Origin of the sequence: Halopiger xanaduensis SH-6, from assembly GCF_000217715.1 — an archaeon.
In the GTDB taxonomy this organism is placed as follows: Archaea; Halobacteriota; Halobacteria; order Halobacteriales; family Natrialbaceae; genus Halopiger; species Halopiger xanaduensis.
This window is the reverse complement of the sequence record NC_015666.1, coordinates 1,270,280-1,297,171: the sequence shown is the minus strand read 5'-3', so window position 1 is coordinate 1,297,171 and position 26,892 is coordinate 1,270,280. Positions and strand designations below refer to the sequence as shown.

Genomic DNA, 26,892 nt, shown 5'->3' with positions numbered 1-26,892 from the left:
GACTACGGGGCGCGTCCCGTAAGGGTATCGGACGACTTACGAGCGCGCTAGTCGCCGATCGAGTCGACGAGCGGGGCGCTCGGTGGTTTCGAAAACTGTCGGGGAAAGGAAACCGGTCGATCCGGTGTGGCTATCGCCGTCCCCCAACAGGGAACAGGGATGTGCCGCCGGAGGCGACACGACAGGGAATACACGGCGTGTGACGTGCGAGTGTAGACGGGAACGCAGACCACATAAAACCCATCCCTCCGAAGTGAAAGTGAAATCGCAAGCAAGCGGCGGGGTAACCGGCCCGTCAGACGGTCGGCAGACGGGTGTCATCCGGGTCGACGGACGGTCACATCGCGGCGAGTCAGGGAGGTCCGAACCCGGTCCGCGAACGAGTCGCCGGCCGGCCAGTCGATCGGTTCGTCGACCGCCAGCCGAGCGGGGTCGCCGACATACACCGCGGCGCCGTCGTCGCTGTTGTCGCTGTTGTTGTGGCCGTCGATCGGCACGGAAACCCGTACGTAGAGGCCGCGATCGACGCCCTCGTAGCGGTCCAGACGCTCGAGGGCGGTCTCGTCGACCGAAAGCAGCTGACCGTCGACGGTGCCGCCGGGAGCGAGGGTCGGATACTCGCCGTCGACGCGGCGGAGCCCCTCGAGCGTCGCGCTCCCGTCGAACGCGTACTCGGTCGGCGGTCGGCCGTCCAGCACGATTTCGACGCGCTCGGGATCGGTCAGCGTTCCGTAGACGAACACGTGCACGGATGTGGGTCGTATACTGTGACACTTCGCTGTTCCGCCGTCGGGGGAGCCGGTTCGTGATCGCAGGATCGCGGACCCGCGGCTCCGACCCGTCGTTTGGCCCGCCATATTGGTTGACCCAATTGCACAAAGCACTTATATAATTGTTCGAGAGTGTCGCGCATGAATCGCGAGTATGCCCTGGGGGTCGCCGCGGTCGTCGTCGCGGTTGCCGCCCTCACGACGCTTGCCCTCTCCGGCGCGATCGCGGCTCCCGAGACCGAAACGGGAGCGTCGGTCGAGCGCGGCCACGCGTCGCTCCAGGAGGTAACGATCGCCGCCGACGAGGTGTCGGGCGAGACGGTCACCCTCGAGGTCGACACGTTCCTCGAGCACCGCGGCGACCCCGTCGAGAACGTGACGGTGGTCCACCGCGTGACCGACACCGACACCGGACTCGTGACGGCGACGGCCGAACAGCCGATCGGCCGGCTCGCCGGGGAGAACGAGACCGCCGTCCCGGCGACGATCGGCGTTCCCCGGGCGGGCCAACACCGCATCGAGACGTTCGTCCTCGTCGACGGTACCCGGCGAGAGTCGACGACCCACCGCGTGTCCGGGCTCGAGTCGCTGACGCCCGCCTACGCCGATACCGGCCTCGAGTTCCACCGGTTCGGCGACGACGGTTCGCTCGCGGGCGTCCCCGCGATCGAGTACTCAGTCAAATCGACGAACGGCGAGACGGCGACGCTCGAGGTGACGAGCTACCTGACGAACGCGGGCGACGGGGAGACCGACTCGCTCGAGGTCGAACTGAAGGCCCGGCAGGCGGGCTCGAACATCGTCGCCGACGCGGAGAGAGTTTCCGTCTCGAACGTCGACCCCGGCGAGACGGCGACGCCGACCGCCGAACTCGAGGTGCCCGACGAGTACCGGTACAACCTCGACGCGATTCTCTGGCTCGACGGCACGATCGTCGCCACGGACCGGGCGGGGGCCGACCTCCGGCCGAATTCGACGGCCGGGGACAGCCCCGATAGTGAACTCGAGACCGGCGACTTCGACGAGGAGCCGTCGATCGAACAAACCGACGACAGCAGTAGCGACGGAATGGCTGACGCCGGTGGCGCGGACGACGGCGGCGGAACGGACGGCGCGGAGGATAGCGCCGACGGAACCCCAGGCTTCGGTTCGTTGGCCGCAGCACTCGCACTGGGCGCAACGGTTGCACCCCTCTTCGCGCGGACGCGCGACCACAACTGAGACCAATGACTGAGACAGCATCCACACCGACCGAGACGCCAACCGAATCGAACGTCGAACAAGACGCGACCGACGAAGAAACTCACTTTGGCAGTGGTGACGCCGAGTCGGCGTCCGCTCCGCAGTCGAACCGCCTCGAGCGCGAGGCCATCTTGCGGTATCTCACCTGGGCCGCGCTCGGGGTCTGTTCGCTGCTCGCGGTCTACGCGCTGTTCCAGTTTTACGGCAGCGTCACCGAGACGATCGACCTCTGGGTGGAGCCGCGCCACCAGCCGCTGATGCACGCCGCGTTCAACCTCGTGGTGTTGCTCGGATCGCTGATCGGGATTTCGCTACTCGTCCGGGAACTCGACTGAAACGACCTCGAAAGAAGCTGAATCGAATTGCAGTCCGTCGCTCGCTATCGGCTGCGTTGTGAGCCGATCGTTACCGTTCCTCGAGCGGCACGAACTCCTGATTCTCGGGCCCGGTGTATCGCGCGCGCGGGCGAATAAGACGGTTGTCTTCCTGGTACTCGAGGACGTGGGCGATCCAGCCGCCGGCGCGGCTCATCGCGAAGATGGGCGTGTACATGTCGATCGGGATGCCCAGCTGGTAGTAGACCGAGCCGGAGTAGAAGTCGACGTTCGGGGCGATGCCCTTCTCGACTAAGCCCTTCTCCTCGGTGAGGTACTCCTCGATCGTGGTGGTGATGTCGTACCACTTCGAGTTGCCCTCGGCGGCGAGTTCCTTGCTGCGCTCCTGGAGGATCCTCGCACGGGGGTCCTTGACGTTGTAGACGCGGTGACCGAAACCGGGAATGCGTCGACCCTCGTCGGTGGCCTCCTCGACCCACTCGAGGGGGTCCTTGTTGCTCTCGTCGATCTCCATCAGGACCTCCATGACGTCCTGGTTCGCGCCGCCGTGGAGCGGTCCGGAGAGGGCGCTGACGCCGCCGGTCACGGCGCTGTAGATGTCGGCCATCGTCGAACCGATCACCATCGAGGTGAACGTCGAGGCGTTGAGTCCGTGGTCCGCGTGCAGAATCAGCGCCTGGTCGAAGGTTTCGGCGGCGACGTCGTCCGGCTGTTCGCCGGTCAGCATGTAGAGGAAGTTCGCGGCCAGTCCCAGGTCGGGGTCGGGGTCGATCGGTTCCTCACCCAGCCGGTAGCGCTCGAAGGCCGCCAGCGCGGTCGGAATCTTGGCGGTGATACGCCGTCCCTTGCGCAGCGACGCCTCGAGGTCGTCGGCCTCGGCGTCCGATTCGGGTTCGGTGGCGGAGAACATCGAGACCGCGGTCCGGAGCGCGGCCATCGGCTGCTCGTCGGCGTCGGCGAGCCGCTCCATCGTCGCGAGCACGTCGTCGCTGACGGCTCGCTCCTCGGTGAGCGCCGCGGCGAACGACTCGAGTTCGTCCTCGGCCGGGAGGTGGCCGTGCCAGAGGAGGTAGAGGACTTCCTCGTAGCTCGCGCCGCGAGCGAGGTCTTCGATCGTATAGCCGCGATAGATCAGCCGACCCTCGTCGCCGTCGATCGAGCTGAGTTCCGACTCTGCGACCAGAACGCCTTCCAGCCCTTTCTTGAGGTCGTCAACCATACACGCAATTTCGCACCCCGATGGAAAAGTATTGTCGTTTGTTCGCTCGTGACGCCCGAACGCGTCCGATGTACCGTTTTAGCTCGCGGTGGCGAAGGACTGCGAGGAGTTACCTGACGGGACGGTAGACATATGTATAAATATCGGTCGCAGAAACGGTTTTTAGTGGTTATTTGTCGAGGATCTCGTTCATCAGCTTCGTCTGAGCGGCCGCCAGATGCTCGGAGAACGTCGAGCGCGCGACGCCCAGTTCCGCCGCGACGTCGGTCGCGTTCGCGCCCTTGGGATACTCGAAGTAACCCATCTCGTGGGCCGTCTCGAGGATTTCCCGCTGGCGCGCGGTCAACACCTCCCGATCGACGATCACCGGGTCGGTCGAACCGTCCTCGTGATCCTGCGCGAGGTCCTCGACGAGGACGCCGTCGAACCGCTCCCGGAGCTCGTCGACGATGGCGGCGACCTCCTCGAGTTCGAAGGTGCGGAACGAGAGCAGCAGGGAGCCGTCCTGCGCCCGGACCGAGGAGAGCGGCGTTCCCGTTCCCTCGACGATCTCGCAAGCGCAGTCGTTCGTACTCTCCCGTTCGAATCGGTACACCGCCTCGCGGTCGTTCGATTGGACCGGTTCCAGGTCGACGTCGGTCCCCGATTCGGCGGCGCCGACCTCGACGGCGTCGCCAGCCGGGACGCCGAACTCCTCGACGACCGTCTCGCCCGTCGCTCCCGTTCCGCGAGTGCGGGTGACCGAATCGATCGCCTCCCCGACGTCGGACGACACGGTGGCGACCGGGCAGTCCTGCGGGTCGTGGACCACGACGGTTGCGCGAAAGCCCGTCATAGCTGCTAGTACGGGCCGTTCCGGTCATAACCGGCACTGGGAATTCCCGCGCCGTGAAAATTCTCGGATCGGCTCGAGCGATTTCACCCTCGAGTCCGTACGTCAGCTCGAACGCCGCCGCTCGCAACCGCCGGTTACCGCCCTAACACCACTCCTCGTACTGGTGAACCCGCGCCGGGTTCAGCGGCTGCGGCTCGCGGTCGGTGCCGTCGTAGGCCTCGCGGTGGCGCTCGTACGTGATACCGATCTCGGCCTCGGGGTCGAACTCCCGCGGCAGGATCGACTTCGCGCGCCGCTCGTTCCAGGCGGCGATCTTCTCGAGCGCCTCGGGCCGGTCGATTTCGGTCGTCTCGAGCCCGTCGGCGGCCTCCCTCCACACGTCTCGCCCGTTCTCGGTGCGGACGACGACGGTCGAGTAGCCGTCCTCGCTGCCGACGTTGCCGGCGCTGATGTCGGCCGCGCCGCCGACGAAGTCCGCGCACTCGTCGCAGCCCCGCAGCCCCGCCGCGTCGAACTCCTCGACGTCGGTCTCGAGCAGGATCTCGCCGTCGTCGTCGAAGGCGGCGAGGGTGCCGTCCCTGATGTCGAGTTTCTCGACCGCCTCGGGATCGACGTCGTACGACTCGATCTGCGAGAGCAGTCGTTCGTGCTCGAAGGTGCGGGTGCACATCAGCGCGACCGTCAGCGCGATCGGATCGGCCGGCTCGTGGCCGTAGCGGTCGAGAGCGGTCGCCCCCTGGATCACGCAGGGGGTGCCGACGAGCGCGAGGTCGGGGTTTGGCCCCAGATCCGCATCGGCGAGCAGGTCGTCGATCTGCCCCAGCCCCATCGTCTGTGTGTAGATACTCCCGCCAGCCTCGAGTAGGTCCGCATGGGAGGTCGCGAGGAACGCCTCGCCGCGCAACGGTTCGTCCTCGCTCTCGCGCGCGACGACGGCCCCGTCGATCTCGCCGGCTGCGAGCAGCTCGGCCAGCAGCGCGGTCACGGCGCCGCCGTCCTGGCCGGCGTCAGCGGCCGCGTCGGTCGCCCGCGCAGCGTACGTTTCGGGCTCCGCGAGCGACCGCTCTTGGTCGAGCAACTCGAGGGCGCGCTCGTAGCGGAGTCCGCTGCGGGGACAGAAGTCCCAGCAGCGCGAACAGCCGGTACACATCTTGACCAGCGTGGGTCGTTTCTCCTCGGCGTCGATGCCGATGGAGTCCGAGGGACAGGCCGCGACGCAGGAGGCACACTGGATGCAGCGATCCGCCTCGATGACGGCCTCGTCCAAATCGCGGAACCAGATCTTGCCCGGCGCTTCCTCGACGTCGGGATTCTGCTCTCGCGGGTCGTTTCCGACGCCCTTCGGCGATTTCGTCGATCCGTTCGGATCGGGAACCCGCGGCTGATTCGCTCCCGACATCTCAGCTCACCTCCGTCCCGATCGCCGGCGGATCGCGCGCCGGCTGTTCGGCGATGATCTCGCGCAGGTCCGCGTTCGACGTGCGGTTTGTCCACTCGGCAAACGACTCGTCGGGCTCGCGGTCGTCCTCGTAGGCCTGCACCGTCGCCTCGATGACGCTCGGCACGTCCTCGATCGGGATCTTGCCGACGAGCCAGTCGATGAACTGGTCGTCGCCGAGATCGCCGCCCAGCCCCATGTCCGCTGCGCGACCGGACTCGAAGTCGTCGCGGTAGACCTCGCCGCGCAGTCCGAAGTCGCCCAACTGGGGCTGGGCACAGGAGGCCGCGCAGCCGGACATGTGGACTCGAATCGCGTCGTGGTCGTCCGCGATGCCGACTTCTTCGGCCCACTCGTCCAACTGGCGAGCCCACTTGACCGCGCGATTCTTCGTCTCGATGATCCCGTAGTTGCAGAACTCCCGGCCCGTGCAGGTGACGATCCCGCGCGTGAACGGGCCCGGATCGGGGCTGTACCGCTCGAGCAGCGGGTGCTCGAGGAACCGCTCGAGGTCATCGTCCCCGAGGTGGGGAACGAGGACGTTCTGGTTGGGCGTCAGTCGCAGTTCGCCGCCGCCCAACTCGTCGGCGAGAGCGGCCAGTTCCGCGAGGTCGTCGCCACCCATCCGCCCGGTCGGGACGTTCAACCCGACGTAGGAGCGGCCGTCGGCCTGCTCGTGGACCCCGACGTGGTCGCCGCGGTAGTCGGTCGTCAGGCGCTCGGCATCCGCGGCAGATTCGAACGTGAAATCGGCGTAGGTCTCGAGTTCCTCGCGGAACGTTTCGGGCCCCAATTCTTCGACGAGGAAACGAAGCCGGTTGACGGCCGTATCGAGGTAGCTACCGTGGTCCATGAACAGGTCGGCCATCGCGGCGACGAGATCGTCGACGTCCTCGGGGTCGACGAACAGGTCGATGTCGCTAGCGATCCGCGGGCCGTCCGAGAGGCCGCCGCCGACCTGCGCGACGAACCCCTCGCGGCCGTCCTTCCGGGCGGGCGTCAGCCCGAGGTCCTGGATCTGCGCGCGGGCGCAGTTCTCGTGACAGCCAGTGACGCTGACCTTGAACTTCCGCGGGAGGTTCGCGTAGTGGTGGTCACCGAGGAACCGCTGGCTGACCCGCTCGACGACCGGCTGGACGTCGACGGTCTCGTCCGGGTCGATCCCCGAGGCGGGGCAGCCGACGACGTTGCGCACCGAGTTGCCGCAGGCCTGCATGGTCTCGAGGCCGACCGCGTCGTAGCGGTCCCAGATTTCGGCGACGTCCTCGATCTCGATCCAGTGCATCTGAATGTCTTGCCGGGTGGTCGCGTCGAGGAAGCCGTCGCCGAAGACGGGGTTCTGATCGGCGCCGCCGTACTCGTCGGGGGCGCGGGCGAACTCGTCGGCGACCTCGCCGATCGTCCGGGCCTGCTCGGCGGTGAGGATCCCGCCCGGGGCGCGGGTCCGGAGCATGAAGTAGCCCCGCTGCTTCTGGTGGTAGAGCCCGATGAGCTTCAGCCGATTGAGCACGTCGTCGCCCAACTCCTCGACCATCGCCTCGAAGCCGCCGCCCCTCGAGTAGGCCCGCACTTGCTCCTTGAGTTCGACGGGGTCCCATTCGGGTGCCTCGGCGCGGACCCAATCCGTCAGACTGCCCTCGTAGAACTCGACGTTCTCGTAGCCGAGGTCTCGGAGGACGACGAAGGTGTGGCTGAGTCGCCGTGCAGTGTTACAGTAGAGGACGATCCGCTCGTCGCGGGTGATGCCGCGGTCGGCCAACAGTTCCTCGAGTTCGGCCTCGGGTTTCAGCCGCCCCGACTCCTCGAGCAGGTCCTCCCAGCCCAGTTGCACCGCGCCGGGGATGTGAGACTGGTCGTACTCGGCGGCCGTCCGGGTGTCGACGACGACCGCGTCGCCCTCGACCGCTTCCTCGACGCCAGCGCGGTCGACCAGCGGCGCGCCGGCGTCCCGTTCGGCTTCGTAGTTCGTCGGCTCGGGGTCGGGGTCCTCGTCCGAGAGGTTGCCGCCCGCCTCGAGCCAGGCCTCGAGGCCGCCGTCGAGTAGGTACAGCGGGCCGTCGTGGCCGTAGACGATCGCGGTGAGCAGAAAGCGGGCCGCGTTGACGCCGTTGGCGTCGTCGACGGCGACGACGGCGTCGCCCTCGCGGATGCCGGCCTCCCGCATGAGGGCAGCGAAGTCGTCGGCCGCGGGAAGTTTTCCGGCGGCGACGCTGCTCGGATCGCGGAACACCTCGGTTGGGACGTTAACCGCGCCCGGAACGTGGCCCAGTTCCGCGTAGTCGCGGGCCTCGCGGACGTCGACGACGACTACTCCGTCGTCATCGCGGTGCGTCTCGAGCCAGTCGGGGGAGACGACCGTCGGACCGTCGCTCACGGCCGATCACCCCTCCGCCATCGATCGGTTCGTGTCGTTCGACGCTGCGGCCGCCGCGGGGTCGCTACCGAGCGGGCCGACGGCAACGCGGGCGCGACCCCCGTCCGGCGGCGTGTCTGTCGCGTAGTCATCCGTAGGCGTCGCTTGTCGGGCGACCCCCTTTCACCTGCGCGTACGGGTAAGTCGTACCGTAGCTCCGGGACGACGGCAGCGAGCCGGCGGCACTACTGACAGGACGCTTACCCTTCATGCGAACCGCCTTTATCTAGCGCTCGAAACGCGACGAACGGTACGGCCGTCGTCCGGGCGATTTGGAAATTGGCGACTCCATCACCGTATGCGGCAATATCTGCCTTTCGAACTGTCCGAATGCCGTCACCTGTCCAGATCCGCGTTCTCGAGCGGAAACGGGACGACAGCTACAAGCCCGCAGCTAGTGACACGATATCCACACGACTGATCCGCAATGTCCTCGAGCACAGCCGTCGATCCCGGCGTCGAATACCAGGCGGCCGTCGGTGCGTACATCGGTGCGCTGCTGACCGGCGTCGTCGCGCTCGCGCTGGTCGTCGGGGACGCCTCGAGCGGCGCGCTCCTCTCGTTGCTGCCGAGCGTCTTCACCGCCGGGCTCTTGATCGGAGCGATCGTCGCGTGGTCGCACCCGGAGACGGCGGTACGGCTGGGGTCGCTGCGGTGGCCGATCGCGGTGTGCTGTCTGCCCGCGGTCGCGCTGGGGGCCGCGGTCTGGCTGCTGGCCCGAGCCGATATCGTCGGCACGGACTGGCGGTTGCTCCCGGCTGCCCTCGCGGCGGTTGGCGCGACGCTCGCCGGCTGGCTCCTCGGGGCTATCGCCCGCGACAGCGACGTTGACTCGGTCGTCGGCGACCCCGTCGCGAGCTGGACGTGGGAGTTGAGCGGCCCGGACTACACGCTGCTCGGCTGGGGACTCGCCTGTTTCGTCGTCGGTGCCGGATGCTACCTCGCGTTCGGCGACCTCCACCCCTTCGTGATACTCTTCGTCGTCGGGGTCACGTTCGTCCTGCAGGGGCTTCCGACGGAGTTGTGGGACGACGACACCGTCCGCGTCCCGATCAGCATTATCCCCCTCGCCTACGAGGCCGACGCGCCCGACTTCTCGCGCGGCGAGTTTCGCGTCGCCGACGCGGGGCTGGTCGTCGTCCCCTCGATGCAACCCGCTTACAAGAGCCTCGTTCCCTGGGATCGCATCGGGGACGTTCGGCTGACCGACGACGAACTCGTCCTCGAGCGACGGCGCCGATGGAAACCGGCGATCCGCTGCGATCGGTCCGTTATCGACGATCCGGACGCGCTCGAGGCGACGCTCCGACGGTACGTCCGCGGAGGTGGGGACGGCGTAGACTCGACGGACTCGAGTACGGGATCGGAGAGGGGTTCGGAACCGGGAGCGAAAAGAGAGCGAAATCGAACCGACCCGTGAGGTCAGACGCGGGGCAGTTGTTCAGGCCGATTGCCCGAGCTTCTCCCGGCTGACGCGGACGCCGGTCGGCGTGATGATCATCTGATCGTCGCCCTTGCGGACGATGTCGCCGTCGACCTCGCGGGCGACCTGCCGGAGTTCGTCGACGATGTGTTCGACCGTGCTGTCCTCCGTTCGCAGGCGAGTGATATCGGCGATGACGATGTCGCCGTCGTAAACGGCGTCTTTGATGTCGATCGCGTCGGTCTGGTTGGCGACCTCCGCGATGTGAACCTGCATCGCCGCGTCGGCCGACTCCGCCGCAACGTCGTCGAGGTTCAGTTCGACGTAGTCCTCGGTCGTCCGGGACTGCTCCCCGCCGAGGATTTTGCTCATGAGTCCCATTGGCGTTATCCACCGGGGCCGTCAGTATAGTTCTTACGTCAGACGCTACCAGTCAATTAACTGAAGTTCTCGGAGAAACGCCGGTGCTCGAGGGCGGCGGTCGCTGCGGACGGTACGACGGCGCCACCGATATCGGGACCGAGACCGACACGCGTTGCTGCCACCCGAGGAATTTTACTCCTCATGCTCCCGCACGAATATGAGCGATGACCTTCAGCATCTGCGTCCACGAGACGTACGAGACGCCCGACGGAACCGAGCACGAACGGTTCGGTGTCGCCGTCACGACCCGCTTGCCCGGCGTCGGCACGCTCTGTCCGTTCGCCAGCGAGAACGGCGCCGTCGCGACCCAGAGCCTCGTCAACGTCGACCTCGGCCGGCGCGGAATTCAGTACATCGACGATGGACTGGCCGTCGCGGACGCCCTCGAGGCGCTGCTCAACGCCGACGACGGCGCGCCCCAGCGCCAACTCCACGGCGTCGACTCGGCGGGCACGTTCGCCTTCTCCGGCGAGGAGTGCGTCGACTGGTTCGGCCACCGCGAGGGCGACCACTTCACCGTCGCCGGGAACATGCTCACCGGCGAGGCCGTGATCGACGCGGTCGCGGAGGCCTACGAGGCGAACGCGGTCCACGAGACGACCGATCCGGCGACCGGACCCGCAGGCGTCACCGAGGACACCGACACCGACCCGCTCGCCGAGCGGCTGATCGACGCGCTGGCCGCCGGCCACGTGGAGGGCGGCGACAAGCGCGAGGAGCTGCCGATCCAGAGCGCGGCCGTCGTCGTCGAGTCGACCGAATCCCACGACGTCGTCCCGCCGTACAACGACCTGCGCGTCGACGCGACCGAGACGCCGATCGCGGACCTGCGGGAGACCTACGACCTCGCGGCGCAGGGCTATCGGGATACCCTTGCCCGGTATGAGGGTGCCTACGAGGACGACTCGCTCGAGGACGTCGACGACTGAGCGATACGACGGACGGTCAGGACGGGAGAGCGGACCAGTGCGATCGTTCGCCGCCGACGCACAGTCGCGGAACCGTTTACACCGGTGCGAGGCGTACGACGACTGGATGGGGCCACCCGAAACGCTCGCCGAGACGCCGCCGAGCGCCAAACTCGTGTTCAAAGCGCTCGAGTACGACGGCTCGCTTACGCAGGCGGAGATCGCCGAGGAGACGCTGCTGCCGCGACGGACGGTCCGGGACGCCCTCTCCCGGCTGAACGACGCGGGGCTGGTCGAGGGACGGGTTTCGTTCAGGGACGCGCGCCAGTCGGTCTACTCGCTGACCGACGACGGCGAGCGCGCGACGCCGACGGCGGCCGATTCGCGCCGCTGAACGCCGACTGCTGAAACCGGACCGCGCCCGCTCTTCGCCGGCGATATTTCGACTCAGTCCGCGAGGAACGCCGCGAGCCGCTCCGCGTACGCCTCCGGCCGATCCTCCGGCACCCAGTGGTTCGCTTCCTCGAGGCCGACGACCTCGGCGGTCGAGATGTCCTCCTCGAGTCGCTCGGCGTACTCGATGGGCTGGAACTCGTCCTCCGCGCCCCACAGCAGGAGCGTCTCGGCCGTAATCTCAGCAGAGTCGATCTCAGCCGTGTGGCTCGTGTTCGTGCCGATCGCGTTCCGCGAGAGCGAAATCTTCGCCTCCTGGGAGTCCCACGGGGCGATCATGCCGTCGACGAACTCCTCGTCCGGGTCGTCGCCATATAGCGTGTTTCGGTAGAGTTTCCGGAGCATGTCTTGCAGATCGTCGACGCTCATATCGGCGACGACGTCCGGCAGGCCGAGCTCGAGGATCGACTCGACCGGCCACGAGTCGTAGCAGACGGCGTTCGAGAGCACCAGTTTCGATACTGCCTCGGGCTCGTGGGCCGCGTACCGGAGGCCGACGCCGCCCCCGAGGTCGTGGCCGACGAACGCGACGGTCTCGAGGCCGAGCTCCGCGAGCAGGGCGTCGATCATCGCCTCCTGGGCGCGGATCGAGCGGTCGAACCCGTCGTGCATGGCCGAGTTGCCGTAGCCGACCATGTCGGGTGCGATGACGCGACGGTCGTCGGTCAGTTCGGGCGCGGCGTGGCGCCAGAGGAACGACGAGGTCGGAATACCGTGACAGAACACGACCGGGTCCGCATCTGCGCCCGTGTCGCCCTCCGCTGGTCCCTCGTCGTAGTAGGCCACCTCGAGGTCATGGCCGTCGACGGTGACGGTTGTCGCAGTCTGTCGATCGGACCAGGTGTCGTAGTCCATGCGCCGGCATCCCACGGCGAGGGGGAAAGCGGTTGGCGTGGAACGTGCGCGGGTGTGAGGGGGGTGTACGGGTGGCGGCCCGGGACCGCCCCTCGATCTCGACCGACCGGGCGCGAGCGGCGCCGCTCAGTCGTCCGTTCGACGATTACGGGTCCGTTATCGGTGCCGCTCTCACCCGCGACCAGTCGCTCGATCTTGTCCTCGCTGAGGTCGTCGACGATGTCGACGGCCTCGGTCATCCACGCGTACAGCCCGAGCTTGAACTGCCGGCGGACCGCCTCGGCCGAGCGGTGCGCGTAGACGTTTACGCGGCCGCCGTCCGCGAGCACGCGAGAGCGCTTCTCGATCATCCCTAGCTCCGACAGGTGATTGAGGTGTCTGGTGACGACGCTTCGATCCCGATCGACTAGATCGGTCAATTCCTTGACCGTGAGTTCCCCCTCGGACATCAGGTGCCGGCAGACCTCGAGTTCGGTTTCGGAGATGTCGAACACCGCGCGCATGAGAAGGCCTTCGTCAGGCGACTCGACGGGAACCGAGTCGTCGACGTCGGCCATCGGGTCGCCACAGCAGGTCGGCGGCGCGGACGCGAACTGATACTCGCCGCAGGACCGACAGGCGTACACCGCGAGGTCGGGTTCGGACGCTGTCATCGGCCGTGCTACAGCGGCGTCCCAGTAAAGCCTTTCAACGGCGGCAGCCCCCTCGCTCCCGCCGACCGATCGGTCACGGAGTCAGCCGGTACCAAGTGCGATCACGCGTCGCCGGTAGCGGCTTTTTCTCGCTGGAGCGCGAACGGACGATCGTGCTTTCAGGAGGTTCGTGCGCCCGAACCGGCCCCGTTCAACCGACAACCCGTTCCACCGGTGATTCCGATGGTATCTGACGCGTACCCACCGATCGAGGCCTACGGCGTCGTCGGCAACCTCGAGACGTGCGCGCTCGTCGGACCCGACGGCTCGATCGACTGGTTCCCGTTCCCGCATCTCGAGTCGCCGAGCATTGTCGCGGCGGTTCTCGACGCCGAGCGCGGCGGGCGGTTCCGAATCGCGCCGACGGGCTCGTTCGAGACCGACCGGCGGTACGTCGACGACACGAACGTCCTCGAGACGACCTTCCGAACCGACGGCGGGACGGCGACGCTGACGGACTTCCTGCCGCCGGCCGACCGGACCGACCACCCGAAGAAGGTCCTCTACCGCAAGCTCGCCTGCGCCGACGGCGGCGTCGACCTCGCGATCGAGTTCGAGCCGCAGTTCGATTACGGCCGCGCGGCCGCGACGATCGACCGGGTCGACGGCGGGATTCTCGCCGACGGCGAGGACGAACGGACGTTGCTCGAGTTCCCCGCAGCCGCCGACCTCGAGATCCGAGATGGCGGGGACGCGGCGCCGAGCCGAGTAACCGGGACTCTGTCGCTCGAGGCCGGCGAGGTGGCGTGGTTCCTGCTGCGGTGTACGGGCGCCGAGGACGCGAACACGGATCCGGACGCCGCGCTCGACGAGACGGTACAGTTCTGGACCGGCTGGGCCCACGACTGCGGTCCGGAGGCCGACTGCGTCTTCGCGGGGCCGTGGCACGACGCGATCGTCCGCTCCGAACTCGTCCTCAAACTGCTGACCCACGCCGAGTCGGGCGGGATCGCGGCCGCACCGACCACTTCGCTGCCCGAGGATATCGGCGGCGTGCGCAACTGGGACTACCGGTTCAACTGGCTTCGGGACGCCGGCTTTACCGTCCAGGCACTGATGAACCTCGGCACCGCCGACGAGGCAACCGACTACTTCGACTGGTTCATGGATCTCTGTCAGGTCGACGATCCCGCGTCGATCCAGCCGCTGTACGGGCTCCACGGCGACTCGGACCTCGAGGAGCGGGAACTGGATCACTTCGAGGGGTACCGCGGGTCCAGCCCGGTCCGGATCGGAAACGGCGCCGCCGACCAGCGCCAGCACGACACGTTCGGAGAGCTCCTGCTGGCCGTCGACGAGATGCGCCGACACGGCCGAGAACTGGACGCCGACGAGTGGGACCGCATCCGCGCGATCGTCGACTACGTCAGCGAGATCTGGACGGATCCCGACGCGGGCATCTGGGAGGTCCGCGGCGGCGACAGACGCTTCGTCTTCTCGAAGGCGATGTGCTGGGCCGCCCTCGATCGCGGGCTCGCGATCGCGACCGACGGCGACCACGACGCGCCGGCCGAGGCGTGGCAGGCGACCCGCGAGCGAATCAGGGCGGACGCCCTCGAGAACGGCTACGATGCGGATCTCGGCGCGTTCGTCCAGTCGTACGGATCGACGGCGCTGGACGCGACCGCCCTCCTGCTGCCGATCGTCGGCTTCCTGCCCTTCGAGGACGACCGCGTGCAGGGGACGATCGAGGCGATCGACGACCGGTTGGTCGACGACGGGGACGGAATCTTCGTGCAGCGGTACGACGGCGACGACGGGCTGCCGGGCGAGGAAGGTGCCTTCGTCCTCTGTTCGTGCTGGCTGATCGACGCGCTCGCGCTCTCCGGACGCCTCGAGGAGGCCCGGGCCCGCTTCGAGACGCTGCTGTCGTACCTGAACCCGCTCGGGCTGATCGCGGAGGAGCTCGACTCCGAGAGCGGCGCCCACCTGGGGAACTTCCCGCAGGCGTTCAGCCACGTCGGGATCGTCAACAGCGCCCTGTATCTGGGCTACGCTCGAGGGCTCGAGACGCCCGGACCGGCGCCGATGGGGATCCGGCTCGGCGAGCCGATCCCGGGCGACGACTGACGCGCCGTTACCCCCCGATTTCGATCGCCCCGCACATTGTCTGCGGGTGGACCTGACAGTAGTACTCGCTCATCGCCTCGCTCGCGGTGAACGATCGACCTTCGAAATCCGGCTTAGAAGGTGATGATCTCGTAGTCGTCGCTGACGAGCGATCGGATGCTCGGGTGGCCCTCGTTCTCGTCGATGCGGACGATGCCCTGGTCTTCGACGGCGTCGTCGACGTCGAAGGCGCTGGCGCAGTAGTCACAAACGGACGCTTCGTCCTGAACCGACCGGTAGAGGTCGTGGTAGTCGTGATCCTCGTCTTCCAGTTCCGCGATCCACTGCGTGCCGGCACCGTCGAAGATGAATTCGAGGTCGTCCTCCTCGTTCGCGGCGAACTCCCTGGCGGCCTCGAGGCCGTTGACCATGCGTCCGGTGTCGGCGTGCGATTCGGTGCCGGCGAGAATGATGACGGCTGCGTTGACCATTGCAGTCGTACGCAGGAGACTGGTATACAAAACGGGCCGGCGACCGTGTGCCCGCAGTGCACGACCGCCGGGAGGACGGACGAAGTGGTGGCCGTCGACCGCGATTTGGCTCGTTTGGATCAGTGGTCGTGATCGTGGCTGTGGCCGTGATCGTGGCCGTGTCCGTGGGCGTGCTCGTGTCCCCGGCGCTCGAACTGCCCCGAAAACGCCCGCTGGACAACCTCCGAGAGCGCGGGGTGGATATGTATCGATTCGCGGATGTCCCGGACCGTCCCGGAGCCGGCTTTCATCGCGACGACGACCTCCTCGATGAGGGTCGAGGCGTCCGGCCCGACGATGTGACACCCCAGAATTTCGCCCTCGAGAGAGACGAGCGGCTTGACGACCCCCTCTGCCTTCATCGCCGAGCCGCGGGCAGTGTCCTCGTACCGCTGCGTTCGCGTGGCGTACTCGCGGTCGGCGGCCCGGAGTTCGGCCTCGGTCGCGCCGACGCCGGCGACCTCGGGCGAGGAGAAGACGGCGAAGGGCATCGCGGTGTAGTCGACCGGCTCGAGGTCGTCGCCGAACAGGTTGCGCGCGACCGCCTGCGCCTCGTGGTTCGCGCTGTGTTTGAGCAGGTACTCGCCGACGATGTCGCCCAGCGCCCAGACGCCGTCGGCGGTGGTCCGCAGGTACTCGTCGGTCTCGACGAACCCCTGATCGTCCGTCTCGATCCCCGCCGCGCTCACGTTCAGCGTGTCGGTGTTGGGGACGCGGCCGGCGGCGACGAGCAGTTCGTCGCCGGCGACGCTGATGCGGTCGGCGTCCTCGTCGTCGGGAAAGGGCCGCGCCTCGACGGTTACCTTCCCCGCCGACTCTGAAACCGCCGTCGCCTCGTAGCCCGTATAGACGTCGTACCGCTCGGCCATTCGCTCGGTAAACTCGCGGGCGACCTCCTCGTCGGCGTCCGGAAGCAGGTGCGGTCGCCGGCCGATTATCGAGACGTCGCTGCCGAACGTCCCGAAGAAGTGGCCGAGTTCGGCCGCGATGTAGCCGCCGCCGACGATAACGAGGTGGTCCGGCGGCGCCTCGAGGCGCAGCGCCTCGCGGCTCGTCAGGTAGTCGGCGCCCTCGAGGCCCTCGACGGGCGGAACGCCGGGCCGAGTGCCGGCCGCGACGAGGACCGTCTCCGCAGCGAGACGCTCGCCGTCGCGATCGCCGCCCGAGAGTTCGATCGTCCGGTCGTCCACGAACCGACCTTCTGCCCGATAGAGGTCGTGTTGCGACGAAGACTCCAGTCCGCGCCGGATCGAGTCCGAACTCTCGGCGACGTCCTCGTTGACCTCGCGGACGATGTCGGCGAAGGCCACGTCGTCGACCGACGCGTCGATCCCGAACGCCTCGGACCGCTCGATCGTCTCGCGGACCTCCGCGCGGTAGAGTAACATCTTCGAGGGAATGCAGCCGCGGTTGAGACACGTGCCGCCGAGTCGTCCCTTCTCGACGACCGCAACCGACTGGCCGCGGTTCGCCGCCACGTTCGCCACCTCGAGTCCCGATCCCGAGCCGATAACCAGAAAGTCGTACTCCTCCATGGGGCCGCATGGCACGCCGAGCGTAATGAACAGCAGGCCGGAATGCCCCACGCGATGCGACCGACTGCTCGATCTCCTCCGCGAACGTCGGTCACGCGTCGCGGTACAGGGGCGGTCTCACCTCGCGGTCCCGCAGTTTTATCCCGGTGTTCGGTGACACCCCTCGTAGGCGGCCGTCGCGTGGCCGCACGAGGTGACTACCCTATGAGCGAATCCGAGAACGTCCTTCCCGTCGAGGTCGAGGCGGATCGCGAGACGCCGACCAAATCGACGGTCACGGCGCGAAGCTTCGAACTGGTGATCGACGAACCCGAGGACATGGGCGGCCAGGACGACGGGCCGAACCCCCTCGAGTACCTGCTGGCCGGGCAGGCCGGCTGTCTCAACGTCACGGCCTCGCAGGTCGCGAAGGATATGGACCTCGCGCTCGAGGACCTCGAGATCGAAATTTCGGGCGAGTTCGACGTCGAGACGTTCCAGACCGAACAACCGGACGACCACACCGGCGTCCGGAACATCGAGGTGCGGATGGATATCGAGGCCGACGCGGACCAGGAGACGCTCGAGGAGTTCGGCGAGCGCGTCGAGAAGCGGTGTCCGGTCTCCAACAACATCGCGGAGGCGACGGATATCGGGCTCACCGTCGAGCGGTCGTAGCTCGCGGCGCTCGTTCGGTCGGGCTCGAGGCGATCGGTCTCCGCGTTCGGTTCGGCGACGCGCTGCCGACACCGTACCGATCCCTTGATGAGACGTATCGTCCGTGATGACTAACAAACGGGCCAATATCCAACGTTTACGGTCGGCAGCGTGGAAGCCGCTTCCGTATGGCCGACGACGAATCCGCGAACGGCGAGGAATCGGAACCCGAAGGAGCGGACGCGGACGAAGAAGCGGAGTCCGACGAGCGAGAACTCGAGTACGAACACTACCACGGGCGCGAGGAGGTCGTCGCCTACCTCGAGTCGTTCCTCGAGGGTTCAGCGAGGGCGACACCGTCACGCTGACGATCGGCGACGAGACGGTCGACCTCGAGCCGCCCGAGTACATGAACTTCGAAGTCGAGTACGAGGAAGAGGGCGACACCCGCGAACTCGAGTTCGAACTCGAGTGGGAGGAGCGGACCGAGGACCTAGAGATCGGGAGTTCGTAACGTCGCAGTCGGCAGCGCCGATCAGTCGTCGCCGTCCGCCGGCGGCGCGTAGTCGCTGCCGACGTACTTGCCGAACAGCATCTCGCGGACCGTAAGCTGGTAGTTCTGTTCTTGGTACGTGCGCTCGACCGCCTGGAAGTAGTTGACGACGGTGACCAGTATCACGCCGCCGATCGTGTTCCCGAGCAACACCGGGAGCACGAACTCGACGGCGCCGGTCGCGAGCGCAACCTCGCCGCGGAAGACGAGGAACATGACCTCGGTCGCGGAGACCACGACGTGATAGAGGTTCCCGAGCGGAATCGCGAGGAAGGCGACGTAGACCAACACCAGGCGGGCGATCGTCTCCTGGGACGCGTAATCGAGCCAGACGACGCCGGCGACGATCAGCCCGGCGAAGATCCCCTTGAAGAACGTCGGCCACCAGGCCGTCTCGAGCCCCGAGTTGGAGATCCCGACGGCCACCTCCATCACGTCCTGGGAGAAGACACCCGTCGACGCGAGGAAAAACGCGCCGAGGGCGCCGCCGGCGAAGTTGCCGATCAACACGACCGTCCAGACGGTGAGTAAGGCGGGCACGCTCGCCAGCCGCTCCAGCACGAGCGCGACGGGCGGCAGCGTGTTCTCGGTGAACAGCTGGTAATCGCCGATGATGATGTAGGCGAACCCGAGCGGGTAGAGCAACGCGCCCGCGATCGGCGCGCCGCCGCTGGCCTCGGTCGTCGACGCGTAGAGCATGAACGTCAGCGTGATCGCGAAGCCGGCGGCGAGCGCGCTGAAGAACAGCTCTCGAGTGCCGGTCGTGATCTCGTCGTCGGCGGCGGCGACGATCCGGTGGAAGATTTCGTCGGCCGAGAAGCGATCGCGAACGACGGCGCCGGCCGCCGGGACGCCTTCGCGGGACTCCTCGACGGCCTCTCGAAGCGATTCGTCGACGACCGACTCGGCGGGGACGTCCGCGTCGTCCGTCGCCGGCTCCGTGCGGTGCTTACCGTCCGGCATGGGTTCGAGTTCGGAGAGATGCGACTACCTGTCTCAGCACGGTTCGACGTCCGTACAGGGTGGTGATACGTGTTTCGTTCCGCGGAGCCGGCGCGGCTAGCGACCTCGCGGAACGGAGGACGCGGGGCGAGTGTCGATCCCGGGACGGTTCACGGCGGGATCGTCGCTCCGGTAAAGACGACGAGGTAGACGATCGCGGCGACGAGCGCGAGGCCGAGCGCGGTCAGCATGAACGCGAACGTCCCCTCGGGCGTGTAGATGGAGGGACCGGGCATACGGCGGTCGTCCGTACGGGTTCCGGCCGGTTAAACGCTCCCGTGGCGACGGCCGTGCGGGCCTCGTGCGCTCGAGGGCGCGATTCTCACTCAGGATCGGGCGGCGTCCCGCTCGATCACCCGCGCGACGACGTACGTCGCGATCAGCAGGAGGACCAGCGGAAAGAGCGTCAGCGTGTGCGTGAGGACGACGGGGAGCGGGTCGAACGACCACGGCGAGGCGGCTTCGAAGAGCACGGCGAAGTACGCGAGGATCACCAGTGGCACCGCGTTGATCGAGGCGTCGACCGCCGTCTCTCGAGAGAGCCAGTCGAGCATGGTCTCGAATTCGACCGCGAAGGGGATAAACCGTATTCACGAGCGCTGATAGGCGCGGCATTCGGCGCCGGTAGCGCAGTATTTCGGACAAATCCTTATGACGGGGGTTATTGTAGCCACCCCGTAGATGAGGGGCGCACGCCGCACCGTCGTCATCGTCGCGTTCCTGGCCGCGCTGGCGGTCGCCGCGGTGCCGACCGTCGCCGTCGCCGGGTCGGTGACGGACCAGGTCATCCGCCGACTCAACCGACAGCTGCTCTACCTCGCCGTCCCGATCGCGGTCCTCGTCGAGGCGATCCTCGCGTACACGGTCTGGCGGTTCCGCGACAACGACGAGCCGGAGCCGACCAAGGAGAATCGCCAGCTCGAGATCACGTGGACGATCGCGACGGCGCTGGTCCTGCTGTTCGTCGGCACGGCCTCGTTTTACGTGCTGGCCCAGCCGACGGTGTCGACGGTGCTCGACGATCCGGAGAGTAACGCCGAACCCGGCAACGCTCCCGAGGACGCCGTCGAAGCCCACATCGTCACGGAGCAGTGGAACTACACGTTCGAGTATCCGGAGGAGAACGTGACGACCTCGGAGTCGCTGGTCCTCCCCGAAAATCGGACGGCCTACCTCTATATCACCTCCGAGGACGTGATCCACTCCGTCCACGTCCCCGAACTCGGCTTGAAACAGGACGCGCTGCCCGGTCAGTACAACCTCCTGCGGACCGAACCGACCGAGCAGGGCGAGTACCGCCTCTACTGTGCGGAGCTGTGCGGTCGCGGCCACCCCGAGATGCTCTCGACGGTGCGGGTCGTCAGCGAGGACGAGTACGAGCGGTGGCTCGAGAACCCGGAATCGGCGCTGAACGAATCCGAATCGAACGAGTCGTCGGCGAACGGATCGGCGATCGACGGCGGCACCGACCCATGAAGCGGTTTCCGAGCGCGGTCGCCGCCGGCGTCTCGGCGACCACCGTTATGACGCTGTTACTCCTCCTGCTCGAGGTCGAGACCCGCTCGGCGATGGACATCTTCTACGTCATCGCCCGGTTCATCGGGACGCCGAACGATCCCGCCGTCGGCTTCGCCCTGTTCGTCGTCGCCGGCGTCGTCGCCTGGCCGCTGCTCTTCCTCGCGCTCGAGCCGTACCTTCCCCGCGGCCCGGACCCGGCCGCCCGCGGCGTCGTGTTCGCTTCCCTCCTGTGGGTGCCGTTCGTGATTACGGGGCGCGGAGATATCGGCGGGCCGCTGCTCATCCTGTTCAGCGCGTACACGCTGTTCGCCCACTGGGCCTACGGGTTCACGCTGGGGGCCGTCTACGGGCGACTGCTCGATCGCGCGTAGGCCGTAGTGTCGGCCCGCCGGCGTCATTCGGGTCAGGTTACCTCAGTACCGGAGCCGTAACCGCCGATTTCGATCGGCGCCGACACAAACCTTTACCTCGCGTTCGTTGAAGACGGCGGTGACTGTGGAGCGGACGCCGTCGCGCGATCCGGGTCCGCTTCCCGATCGGTGCACACGATACACGATGCTGGATACGATACCGGGAGTCGCGCTCGCCGCGATCGGATTGGCCGCGCTCGCAGCCTACTATCGCCTCCGGACGGACCGTCCGGCGACGTCGTTCGCCGACGGCGGTACCGCCTCGGTGACCGTCGGCCTGACGGGCACGGAGAAACCGGCCGGCATCCTGCGCTGGTTCACGACCGTCGACCACAAGGACATCGGCCTGCTGTACATCCTGTTCGGGACCGCCGCCGCGCTGTGGGGCGCGACCGACGCGATGATGATCCGGACCGAACTGCTGGTCCCTGAAAGCGCCGTCTGGAACGTCGAAACCTACAACGCCGTCTTCACGACCCACGGGTTGACGATGCTGTTTTTCTTCGTAACCCCGGTGTTCACCGGCATCGCGAACTACGTGTTGCCGCTGTTGCTCGGCGCCGACGACCTCGCCTTTCCCCGAATCAATGCGATCGCGTTCTGGCTGCTCCCGCCCTCGCTCCTGATGGTCCGGGGCGGCCTGATCACGGACATCATCGGGATGGTCGTCGGCGTCCTCCCCGTCGACGTGACCCTCTTCGAGGCCCTCGAGCCGGTCGCGATGGGCTGGACGATGTACACGCCGCTGTCGGTCGAGATGGCGAACCCGCAAATCAGCGTCGCCCTCCTGGGATTACACTTGAGCGGGGTCGCGACCACGATGGCGGCGATCAATTTCATCGTCACCATCTTCACGGAGCGGCCGCCCGAACTGGGCTGGGACAAGCTGGACATCTTCTCGTGGAACATCCTCGTCACGAGCGCGCTGATCCTGCTCGCCTTCCCGCTGCTCGGCAGCACGCTCATCATGCTCCTGCTCGATCGGAACTTCGGGACGACGTTCTTCGCGATCGAGGGCGGCGGGCCGATGCTCTGGCAGCACCTGTTCTGGTTCTTCGGCCACCCCGAGGTCTACATCCTCGTGCTGCCGGCGTTCGGGCTCGTAAGCCTCATCCTGCCGAAGTTCTGCGGCCGGCGGCTGTTCGGGTTCCGCTTTATCGTTTACTCGACGATCGCGATCGGCATCCTTTCGTTCGGCGTCTGGGCTCACCACATGTTCGCGACCGGAATGGACCCCCGGCTGCGCGCGAGCTTCATGGCCGTCTCGCTGGCGATCGCGATCCCCAGCGCCATCAAGGAGTTCAACTGGATCGCGACGATGTGGAACGGCCGGCTCCGGCTCGACGCGCCGCTGATCTGCATCATCGGGGCCATGAGCACCTTCGTCGTCGGCGGGATCACCGGCGTCTTCCTCGCGTCAGTGCCGGTCGACCTCGTCCTCCACGACACCCACTACGTCGTCGGCCACTTCCACCTCATCGTCGTCGGCGTCATCCCCCTCGCGATGATCGCGGCGAGCTACTACTGGTTCCCGCTGATCACCGGCCGGATGTACAACCAGCGGCTCGCGCGGGCGCAGACCGTCCTGCTGATCATCGGCACCTTCGTCACGTTCATCCCGCTGTTGATCCTCGGCTACATGGGGATGCCCCGCCGGTACGGGATCTATCCCGTCGAGTTCATCACGCTCAACCAGGTTGCCTCGCTGGGCGCCTTCCTGCTCGGCGTGAGCGTGCTCCTCTGGGTGGTGAACATGATCCAGTCCGCCCGCGTCGGCCCGGTCGTCCGCGACGCCGACGTCTGGAACCTCAAAGAGACCGGCCAGTTCACCCGCGAGTGGCAGTGGTTCGAAGAGCGTCTCGAGGAGCGCCGCGGGGAGTTAGCACCGGAATCCGATTCGGAGTCCGATGCGACTCGAGCGAGGGACTCGGACGACGAATCCGAGTCGTAACAGTAGTTGACAGTACGGCTTCTTTATTCAGAACTGGTCGTGAAACCCGCGCTCAGTATAGGGGGGGACAAAGATCGTTCGTAATCGGACCATCAAATCCTGATACAGAGAGAAGGCGGAGAGAGGCACCACACATTTTCCGGCTGACCGGCGAAGCACCGATCAACGAATGGACGACCGATTCAGTCGATGGCTGCTCCTCTCGGGGGATCGGTTCCGCGTCGCCACTGGGATACTCGTCACCATGGCTGTGGTGGTGCTTATCCCTCTTTTCTCCCAGTTCGACGTCCGCAATCTCACGCCGTTGATCTATATCGCGAGCGCGTTGATCGGAGGGAATATCACGCTCATCACCCTCGTGGTCGCGATCAACCAAGTGATTCTCTCTCAGGAACTGAAGTCACCGGGGGCGCTCCGAGACGAGATCGACCAATCAGACGATTATCGGCAGGCGGCACTCGACCAGCCGGCACCACCGACCGATCCAGCCGACTTCTTGCAACAGCTCCTTCAGCAGACTCAAGAACACGCCGATTCGCTCGCGGAACTTCTCCCCGACTCGACCAGTGGAACGGATACCCACCTTATCGATGAGCTACCGGAGGAATGCGCCCAGATTAGTGAGGAACTCGGAACGGGACCGGATAAGCTCTCTTCGGTGATCGTTCCCCTCCTCGGTATCGAATACGCAACCCACATTCATGAATGTAATCAGCTTGAGTCGGATTACGAGAGGGGAGAGCATGAACAGCTGCTCTCCACGCTCGATGCTTTGAGCGCGGATTTGAAGAACCTCGACATCGCTCGACAGTACTTTACGACCGCGTTCATGAAAGAAGAACTCGCGAAGCTCTCTCGCTCGCTCCTGTATATCGGTGTGCTGGCTATTTCTCTCCCAGTCGCGTTACTCATCCAGCTCGCGACCTTTCCCACGGCGGTTGCTCCTATGCCAACGGTATTGGTTTTCACTCTCCTAACGGTTGTCGTTGGTCTCGTCCCTCTTGCGCTCCTGATAGCGTTTATCCTCCGGGTAGCAGCAGTGGCCCAGCATATCGCGTCAATCACTCCATTCATGACGTAGCAACGACCGCGACTGGGATTGAGTTTGTCGCCGTACGGGAGGACGAGTTGGCTGTATCACGCTTACCAAAAGAGAAGACGTCAGTTGATTAGTAGCACGGATTTCGATCAGTAAGCATCTGTAGTTACCGAAACCCCTGATTCATTTTCAGGCACGGTTTTGAATAAAGAAATCGTGTAACGATCTACTGGTAAGGGCCGCCGTCCAGCGTCGAACTGAACCGCTCACACCGAGTGCTGGGGCACGTACGCGAGCCGCTCCATCACCCGTCCGAGGACGTAGCCGTAGACCCAGTGGGCCGCAAGCGACAGCCCTAGAAAGAGCACGCCGGCGTACTCGCCCGGCCAGAAGGCGATGATAAAGCCCGTCCACATGATCGTCGCGAAGGTGATCGCGCGCGCGTACCGCGGCTCCCGCGGCGGCAGGAAGGCCCCGGCCACGACGAACAGCAGCGGCAGGGCGACCGCCCCGCCGGCGGCGAACACGAGGATGCCCAGCAGGAGGTTCGGCTCGAGGCCGAGCACCCGGCCGAGTTCGGCGACGTCGACGAGCGCGTCCGCCTCGAAGAGGTCGAAAAACGCCGGCGGGACGAAGAGGATCGGCACCATCGCGACCAGGCCGAGGGCGCCGCCGACGAACGCCGAGAGCACGACCCGCAGAGTGATGTCGAGTTCGGCGTCGAGGTCGTCCTGGTCGAACGGCGCGCCCGAAACCGCCTGCGCTTGCTCCGCGGTCGCGTCCGATCCCGTCTCGTCGCGCTCGCTCATCGTCGGTGTCGGGCGTACAACGGACCGGCTAATAACTGTCGGGCAGGCCGTCGCCGTCGTCGCTCGCGGCGGAGTTGAAGCGGACCGACAACACGACAACGCCCGGCGATTCGTTTTAGTTCGGCGACGTTGGAGCGCCGGTATGGCTCGAAAGGAGTTGTTCGCCCTGCTGCTGGCCGGCGTCTCGCTCGGCGTCTTTCTCACCGGCTTCGCCGTGGTGCTGGTCTGAGCGTCGCGCGGCGTCGCGCCGGTCGAAGCGTCGCGCAGCGTCAGTCTCGTCACCCCTCGAGATTTCGACCGCCCGTCCGTCCGCGACTCGAGACGACGGGGCCCGCAAACCCGGCGAGGATCAGCAACGCGGCCGCCCCGAGGACGACGGCCGCTCGCACGGCGACCCCGTCGGTCGCCGCGGCGTCGGCGAGCGCGGCCGGCGTGGCGGCGGGCGCAACGGCGATCCAGACCGCCGCGCTGGCGATTGCGACGACCGCGCCGATGAGCCGCAGCGGCCGCCACGGCGTCGCTGCGTAGCCGGTCTCGTGGAGCATCCCCGCGACACTCGCACCGACGGCGAGGACCCCAGCGACGGCGATCACCACCAGTCCGAACAGAACGCCGGCCTCGGCCGCCACGATCCCGAGCGCGGCGACCAGCGGCCACGCGCTCGAGCGGCTCGGGTCCGGCTCCCGCGTCGATTCGGGTACCGGCTCGGATTCGCGCTCGCGTTCCATGTCTCGGCCGTCCACGCCGACCGGTATGAAAGTGCGGTCGGCTCTCGTCCGGGACAGATGTGACGCTCTCGGGAGTTCGGGGACAGTCTACACTCGAGGGGGCCCGGCGGCACGAACGATGCAGCGAGTGACTCGCTGGGTGTACGTTTTTGCGAGCGGCCGTCGTAGCGCGAGATATGGGGTCCGCCGTCGACGGCGACTCGAGCGCGCAGGAGGAGCACGGTCACGGCGACGGACACGGTCACAGTCCGCCGGCACCCGAAGACTGGCCGCGCGGATTCGGCGAGGCGAGCTGGTGGCCGCTGGTCACCGCCGTCGGGATCGCCGGCCTCTACTTCGGCGCCGCACTCGTGCTCCTCTCGCGCGGCGAGGAGCCGCTCATCGGGGAACGGCTCCCGCCCGCCGTGCTCGTCGGCGGCGTCGCGGTCTTCCTTGCCGGGCTCTACGGCTGGACCTACCACGGCTTCGTCAGCGGCTACTGGGAGCGCGCCGCGGCGCAGGCGGGCGGCGGAATCGATCTTCGCTGGGGCATGGTCCTCTTTCTCGCCACCGACGTCATGACCTTCAGCGCGGGCTTCGTCTACTACTTCTTCGTCCGGACTGGCGAGTGGCCGCCGGGCGAGCTTCCCCACTTGCTCTCGTCGCTCGTCCTCGTCAACACCGCCATCCTGATCGCGAGCAGCGTGACGCTGCACGTCGCTCACGAGGGGATCCGCGAGGGCCATCGGCGGCGGTTCCTCGGCCTGCTCGGCGCGACGGTCCTGCTCGGACTCGTCTTCGTCGGCGGGCAGCTGTTCGAGTACTACGAACTGCTCGTCGTGGAGGGAACCGGCGTTACCGACGTCTTCGGGAGCGCCTTCTTCGCCCTGACGGGACTGCACGGGCTCCACGTCGCGCTGGGCGTGGTGATACTCGCCATCGTGTTCGTCCGCGCGATGGCCGGGCAGTTCGACTCGGATCGGCACATCGCGGTGTCGACCGCGTCGATGTACTGGCACTTCGTCGACCTCGTCTGGGTCATCCTGGTCGTGATCCTGTACGTCGGGTCGGTGGCGTAACGGGCCAGCGGTCGGGCTCGTAACGCGTCGCCGGCTCTCGAGAACCGACGAACCCGACTGTCGCGAGG

The 26,892-nt window shown here is 66.8% G+C and carries 28 protein-coding genes and 2 pseudogenes; 15 read left to right on the top strand and 15 right to left on the bottom strand.

The window, feature by feature from the left end:
- Nucleotides 1–317: 317 nt before the first annotated feature.
- Nucleotides 318–749, bottom strand: a complete 432-nt coding sequence (locus HALXA_RS06385) for a gamma-glutamylcyclotransferase family protein (protein ID WP_049895219.1) — start codon at nucleotides 747–749, stop codon at nucleotides 318–320.
- A 162-nt stretch (nucleotides 750–911) separates the two neighbouring features.
- Here HALXA_RS06385 and HALXA_RS06380 point away from each other — a divergent pair, with 162 nt between their 5' ends.
- Nucleotides 912–1,991, top strand: a complete 1,080-nt coding sequence (locus HALXA_RS06380) for a DUF7490 domain-containing protein (protein WP_013879494.1) — start codon at nucleotides 912–914, stop codon at nucleotides 1,989–1,991.
- A 5-nt stretch (nucleotides 1,992–1,996) separates the two neighbouring features.
- Nucleotides 1,997–2,347: a hypothetical protein gene (locus HALXA_RS06375; protein ID WP_013879493.1), complete on the top strand. Its 351-nt coding sequence runs from the start codon at nucleotides 1,997–1,999 to the stop codon at nucleotides 2,345–2,347.
- A gap of 70 nt (nucleotides 2,348–2,417) precedes the next feature.
- Here HALXA_RS06375 and citZ read toward each other — a convergent pair whose 3' ends face one another.
- The 4 genes from citZ to HALXA_RS06355 form a co-directional block, all read right to left on the bottom strand.
- Nucleotides 2,418–3,566 (bottom strand): citrate synthase, encoded by a 1,149-nt coding sequence (gene citZ / locus HALXA_RS06370; RefSeq protein WP_013879492.1) that lies wholly within the window; start codon nucleotides 3,564–3,566, stop codon nucleotides 2,418–2,420.
- A 169-nt stretch (nucleotides 3,567–3,735) separates the two neighbouring features.
- Entirely contained in the window at nucleotides 3,736–4,401 is a 666-nt protein-coding gene (locus HALXA_RS06365) for a helix-turn-helix domain-containing protein (protein ID WP_013879491.1), read from the bottom strand.
- Nucleotides 4,402–4,543: 142 nt separating this feature from the next.
- Nucleotides 4,544–5,800 carry a Coenzyme F420 hydrogenase/dehydrogenase, beta subunit C-terminal domain gene (locus tag HALXA_RS06360; protein ID WP_013879490.1) on the bottom strand — a complete coding sequence of 419 codons (1,257 nt, stop codon included), beginning with the start codon at nucleotides 5,798–5,800 and terminating at the stop codon, nucleotides 4,544–4,546.
- 1 nt (nucleotide 5,801) lies between these two features.
- On the bottom strand, nucleotides 5,802–8,213 hold the full coding sequence (locus HALXA_RS06355; RefSeq protein ID WP_013879489.1) for a rhodanese-like domain-containing protein: 2,412 nt from the start codon (nucleotides 8,211–8,213) through the stop codon (nucleotides 5,802–5,804).
- A 466-nt stretch (nucleotides 8,214–8,679) separates the two neighbouring features.
- On the opposite strand from HALXA_RS06355, the gene HALXA_RS06350 reads away from it, so the two are divergent.
- On the top strand, nucleotides 8,680–9,672 hold the full coding sequence (locus HALXA_RS06350) for a hypothetical protein (RefSeq protein WP_013879488.1): 993 nt from the start codon (nucleotides 8,680–8,682) through the stop codon (nucleotides 9,670–9,672).
- A 21-nt stretch (nucleotides 9,673–9,693) separates the two neighbouring features.
- Here the strand turns inward: HALXA_RS06350 and HALXA_RS06345 are convergent, their stop codons facing one another.
- The gene (locus tag HALXA_RS06345) at nucleotides 9,694–10,056 is read right to left on the bottom strand and encodes a cell division protein SepF (RefSeq protein ID WP_013879487.1); all 363 of its coding nucleotides are present in this window, start codon (nucleotides 10,054–10,056) and stop codon (nucleotides 9,694–9,696) included.
- 206 nt (nucleotides 10,057–10,262) lie between these two features.
- On the opposite strand from HALXA_RS06345, the gene HALXA_RS06340 reads away from it, so the two are divergent.
- Together HALXA_RS06340 and HALXA_RS06335 are read left to right on the top strand one after the other, a co-directional pair.
- Nucleotides 10,263–11,027: a DUF1028 domain-containing protein gene (locus HALXA_RS06340; RefSeq protein ID WP_013879486.1), complete on the top strand. Its 765-nt coding sequence runs from the start codon at nucleotides 10,263–10,265 to the stop codon at nucleotides 11,025–11,027.
- Nucleotides 11,028–11,133: 106 nt separating this feature from the next.
- Nucleotides 11,134–11,400, top strand: coding sequence for a helix-turn-helix transcriptional regulator (locus HALXA_RS06335; RefSeq protein ID WP_013879485.1), 267 nt, complete (start codon nucleotides 11,134–11,136; stop codon nucleotides 11,398–11,400).
- A gap of 53 nt (nucleotides 11,401–11,453) precedes the next feature.
- On the opposite strand, the gene HALXA_RS06330 is transcribed toward HALXA_RS06335, so the two are convergent.
- On the bottom strand, nucleotides 11,454–12,314 hold the full coding sequence (locus HALXA_RS06330) for an alpha/beta fold hydrolase (protein WP_013879484.1): 861 nt from the start codon (nucleotides 12,312–12,314) through the stop codon (nucleotides 11,454–11,456).
- A 71-nt stretch (nucleotides 12,315–12,385) separates the two neighbouring features.
- Between HALXA_RS06330 and HALXA_RS22460 the strand changes: the two genes are divergently transcribed.
- On the top strand, nucleotides 12,386–12,670 hold the full coding sequence (locus HALXA_RS22460; protein WP_049895216.1) for a hypothetical protein: 285 nt from the start codon (nucleotides 12,386–12,388) through the stop codon (nucleotides 12,668–12,670).
- Nucleotides 12,671–12,706: 36 nt separating this feature from the next.
- Here HALXA_RS22460 and HALXA_RS22455 read toward each other — a convergent pair.
- Nucleotides 12,707–12,763, bottom strand: a pseudogene (locus tag HALXA_RS22455) (hypothetical protein); the annotation flags it as partial.
- A gap of 426 nt (nucleotides 12,764–13,189) precedes the next feature.
- Here HALXA_RS22455 and HALXA_RS06320 point away from each other — a divergent pair.
- Nucleotides 13,190–15,076, top strand: coding sequence for a glycoside hydrolase family 15 protein (locus HALXA_RS06320; protein ID WP_013879483.1), 1,887 nt, complete (start codon nucleotides 13,190–13,192; stop codon nucleotides 15,074–15,076).
- 113 nt (nucleotides 15,077–15,189) lie between these two features.
- Here the strand turns inward: HALXA_RS06320 and HALXA_RS06315 are convergent, their stop codons facing one another.
- Nucleotides 15,190–15,546 (bottom strand): DsrE family protein, encoded by a 357-nt coding sequence (locus HALXA_RS06315; protein WP_013879482.1) that lies wholly within the window; start codon nucleotides 15,544–15,546, stop codon nucleotides 15,190–15,192.
- Between the two features lie 119 nt (nucleotides 15,547–15,665).
- Complete coding sequence (locus HALXA_RS06310; RefSeq protein ID WP_013879481.1) at nucleotides 15,666–17,120, bottom strand: dihydrolipoyl dehydrogenase; 1,455 nt, start codon at nucleotides 17,118–17,120, stop codon at nucleotides 15,666–15,668.
- Between the two features lie 204 nt (nucleotides 17,121–17,324).
- Here HALXA_RS06310 and HALXA_RS06305 point away from each other — a divergent pair, with 204 nt between their 5' ends.
- From HALXA_RS06305 to HALXA_RS22445, 3 genes are all read left to right on the top strand, one after another.
- Nucleotides 17,325–17,777: an OsmC family protein gene (locus tag HALXA_RS06305; protein ID WP_013879480.1), complete on the top strand. Its 453-nt coding sequence runs from the start codon at nucleotides 17,325–17,327 to the stop codon at nucleotides 17,775–17,777.
- 167 nt (nucleotides 17,778–17,944) lie between these two features.
- Nucleotides 17,945–18,124: a hypothetical protein gene (locus HALXA_RS22450; protein ID WP_245550134.1), complete on the top strand. Its 180-nt coding sequence runs from the start codon at nucleotides 17,945–17,947 to the stop codon at nucleotides 18,122–18,124.
- The gene (locus HALXA_RS22445; RefSeq protein ID WP_245550111.1) at nucleotides 18,121–18,270 is read left to right on the top strand and encodes an amphi-Trp domain-containing protein; all 150 of its coding nucleotides are present in this window, start codon (nucleotides 18,121–18,123) and stop codon (nucleotides 18,268–18,270) included. Before HALXA_RS22450 ends, HALXA_RS22445 begins: the two co-directional genes overlap by 4 nt.
- Nucleotides 18,271–18,303: 33 nt before the next feature.
- Here the strand turns inward: HALXA_RS22445 and HALXA_RS06295 are convergent.
- From HALXA_RS06295 to HALXA_RS06290, 3 genes and pseudogenes are all read right to left on the bottom strand, one after another.
- Nucleotides 18,304–19,272: pseudogene (locus HALXA_RS06295) on the bottom strand (formate/nitrite transporter family protein); the annotation flags it as partial.
- Nucleotides 19,273–19,421: 149 nt separating this feature from the next.
- Nucleotides 19,422–19,547: a hypothetical protein gene (locus HALXA_RS22650; RefSeq protein ID WP_013879478.1), complete on the bottom strand. Its 126-nt coding sequence runs from the start codon at nucleotides 19,545–19,547 to the stop codon at nucleotides 19,422–19,424.
- Nucleotides 19,548–19,637: 90 nt separating this feature from the next.
- Nucleotides 19,638–19,865, bottom strand: coding sequence for a DUF6684 family protein (locus tag HALXA_RS06290; protein ID WP_013879477.1), 228 nt, complete (start codon nucleotides 19,863–19,865; stop codon nucleotides 19,638–19,640).
- Between the two features lie 127 nt (nucleotides 19,866–19,992).
- Here HALXA_RS06290 and coxB point away from each other — a divergent pair, with 127 nt between their 5' ends.
- From coxB to HALXA_RS06270, 4 genes are all read left to right on the top strand, one after another.
- Nucleotides 19,993–20,787: a cytochrome c oxidase subunit II gene (gene coxB / locus HALXA_RS06285; protein ID WP_013879476.1), complete on the top strand. Its 795-nt coding sequence runs from the start codon at nucleotides 19,993–19,995 to the stop codon at nucleotides 20,785–20,787.
- Nucleotides 20,784–21,200, top strand: a complete 417-nt coding sequence (locus tag HALXA_RS06280) for a DUF6789 family protein (protein ID WP_013879475.1) — start codon at nucleotides 20,784–20,786, stop codon at nucleotides 21,198–21,200. The genes coxB and HALXA_RS06280 overlap by 4 nt, the downstream gene beginning before the upstream one ends.
- Nucleotides 21,201–21,384: 184 nt before the next feature.
- On the top strand, nucleotides 21,385–23,190 hold the full coding sequence (locus HALXA_RS06275) for a cytochrome c oxidase subunit I (RefSeq protein ID WP_013879474.1): 1,806 nt from the start codon (nucleotides 21,385–21,387) through the stop codon (nucleotides 23,188–23,190).
- A 169-nt stretch (nucleotides 23,191–23,359) separates the two neighbouring features.
- A complete protein-coding gene (locus HALXA_RS06270; protein WP_013879473.1) occupies nucleotides 23,360–24,271 on the top strand; it encodes a hypothetical protein in 912 nt (303 codons plus the stop codon).
- Nucleotides 24,272–24,495: 224 nt separating this feature from the next.
- Here HALXA_RS06270 and HALXA_RS06265 read toward each other — a convergent pair whose 3' ends face one another.
- Nucleotides 24,496–25,038: a DUF6789 family protein gene (locus HALXA_RS06265; protein ID WP_013879472.1), complete on the bottom strand. Its 543-nt coding sequence runs from the start codon at nucleotides 25,036–25,038 to the stop codon at nucleotides 24,496–24,498.
- A gap of 278 nt (nucleotides 25,039–25,316) precedes the next feature.
- On the bottom strand, nucleotides 25,317–25,766 hold the full coding sequence (locus HALXA_RS06260; RefSeq protein ID WP_013879471.1) for a DUF7541 family protein: 450 nt from the start codon (nucleotides 25,764–25,766) through the stop codon (nucleotides 25,317–25,319).
- A 176-nt stretch (nucleotides 25,767–25,942) separates the two neighbouring features.
- On the opposite strand from HALXA_RS06260, the gene HALXA_RS06255 reads away from it, so the two are divergent.
- Nucleotides 25,943–26,824 (top strand): cytochrome c oxidase subunit 3, encoded by an 882-nt coding sequence (locus HALXA_RS06255; RefSeq protein WP_013879470.1) that lies wholly within the window; start codon nucleotides 25,943–25,945, stop codon nucleotides 26,822–26,824.
- Nucleotides 26,825–26,892 lie beyond the last annotated feature (68 nt).

Bases quoted from the DNA above. Each gene is read 5' to 3' on its own strand.
- HALXA_RS06380 (WP_013879494.1), top strand. From the start codon at position 912: ATGAATCGCGAGTATGCCCTGGGGGTCGCCGCGGTCGTCGTCGCGGTT.
- HALXA_RS06375 (WP_013879493.1), top strand. From the start codon at position 1,997: ATGACTGAGACAGCATCCACACCGACCGAGACGCCAACCGAATCGAAC.
- citZ (WP_013879492.1), bottom strand. From the start codon at position 3,566: ATGGTTGACGACCTCAAGAAAGGGCTGGAAGGCGTTCTGGTCGCAGAG.
- HALXA_RS06365 (WP_013879491.1), bottom strand. From the start codon at position 4,401: ATGACGGGCTTTCGCGCAACCGTCGTGGTCCACGACCCGCAGGACTGC.
- HALXA_RS06360 (WP_013879490.1), bottom strand. From the start codon at position 5,800: ATGTCGGGAGCGAATCAGCCGCGGGTTCCCGATCCGAACGGATCGACG.
- HALXA_RS06350 (WP_013879488.1), top strand. From the start codon at position 8,680: ATGTCCTCGAGCACAGCCGTCGATCCCGGCGTCGAATACCAGGCGGCC.
- HALXA_RS06345 (WP_013879487.1), bottom strand. From the start codon at position 10,056: ATGGGACTCATGAGCAAAATCCTCGGCGGGGAGCAGTCCCGGACGACC.
- HALXA_RS06340 (WP_013879486.1), top strand. From the start codon at position 10,263: ATGACCTTCAGCATCTGCGTCCACGAGACGTACGAGACGCCCGACGGA.
- HALXA_RS06335 (WP_013879485.1), top strand. From the start codon at position 11,134: ATGGGGCCACCCGAAACGCTCGCCGAGACGCCGCCGAGCGCCAAACTC.
- HALXA_RS06330 (WP_013879484.1), bottom strand. From the start codon at position 12,314: ATGGACTACGACACCTGGTCCGATCGACAGACTGCGACAACCGTCACC.
- HALXA_RS06320 (WP_013879483.1), top strand. From the start codon at position 13,190: ATGGTATCTGACGCGTACCCACCGATCGAGGCCTACGGCGTCGTCGGC.
- HALXA_RS06315 (WP_013879482.1), bottom strand. From the start codon at position 15,546: ATGGTCAACGCAGCCGTCATCATTCTCGCCGGCACCGAATCGCACGCC.
- HALXA_RS06310 (WP_013879481.1), bottom strand. From the start codon at position 17,120: ATGGAGGAGTACGACTTTCTGGTTATCGGCTCGGGATCGGGACTCGAG.
- HALXA_RS06305 (WP_013879480.1), top strand. From the start codon at position 17,325: ATGAGCGAATCCGAGAACGTCCTTCCCGTCGAGGTCGAGGCGGATCGC.
- HALXA_RS22450 (WP_245550134.1), top strand. From the start codon at position 17,945: ATGGCCGACGACGAATCCGCGAACGGCGAGGAATCGGAACCCGAAGGA.
- HALXA_RS22650 (WP_013879478.1), bottom strand. From the start codon at position 19,547: ATGCCCGGTCCCTCCATCTACACGCCCGAGGGGACGTTCGCGTTCATG.
- HALXA_RS06290 (WP_013879477.1), bottom strand. From the start codon at position 19,865: ATGCTCGACTGGCTCTCTCGAGAGACGGCGGTCGACGCCTCGATCAAC.
- coxB (WP_013879476.1), top strand. From the start codon at position 19,993: ATGAGGGGCGCACGCCGCACCGTCGTCATCGTCGCGTTCCTGGCCGCG.
- HALXA_RS06280 (WP_013879475.1), top strand. From the start codon at position 20,784: ATGAAGCGGTTTCCGAGCGCGGTCGCCGCCGGCGTCTCGGCGACCACC.
- HALXA_RS06275 (WP_013879474.1), top strand. From the start codon at position 21,385: ATGCTGGATACGATACCGGGAGTCGCGCTCGCCGCGATCGGATTGGCC.
- HALXA_RS06270 (WP_013879473.1), top strand. From the start codon at position 23,360: ATGGACGACCGATTCAGTCGATGGCTGCTCCTCTCGGGGGATCGGTTC.
- HALXA_RS06265 (WP_013879472.1), bottom strand. From the start codon at position 25,038: ATGAGCGAGCGCGACGAGACGGGATCGGACGCGACCGCGGAGCAAGCG.
- HALXA_RS06260 (WP_013879471.1), bottom strand. From the start codon at position 25,766: ATGGAACGCGAGCGCGAATCCGAGCCGGTACCCGAATCGACGCGGGAG.
- HALXA_RS06255 (WP_013879470.1), top strand. From the start codon at position 25,943: ATGGGGTCCGCCGTCGACGGCGACTCGAGCGCGCAGGAGGAGCACGGT.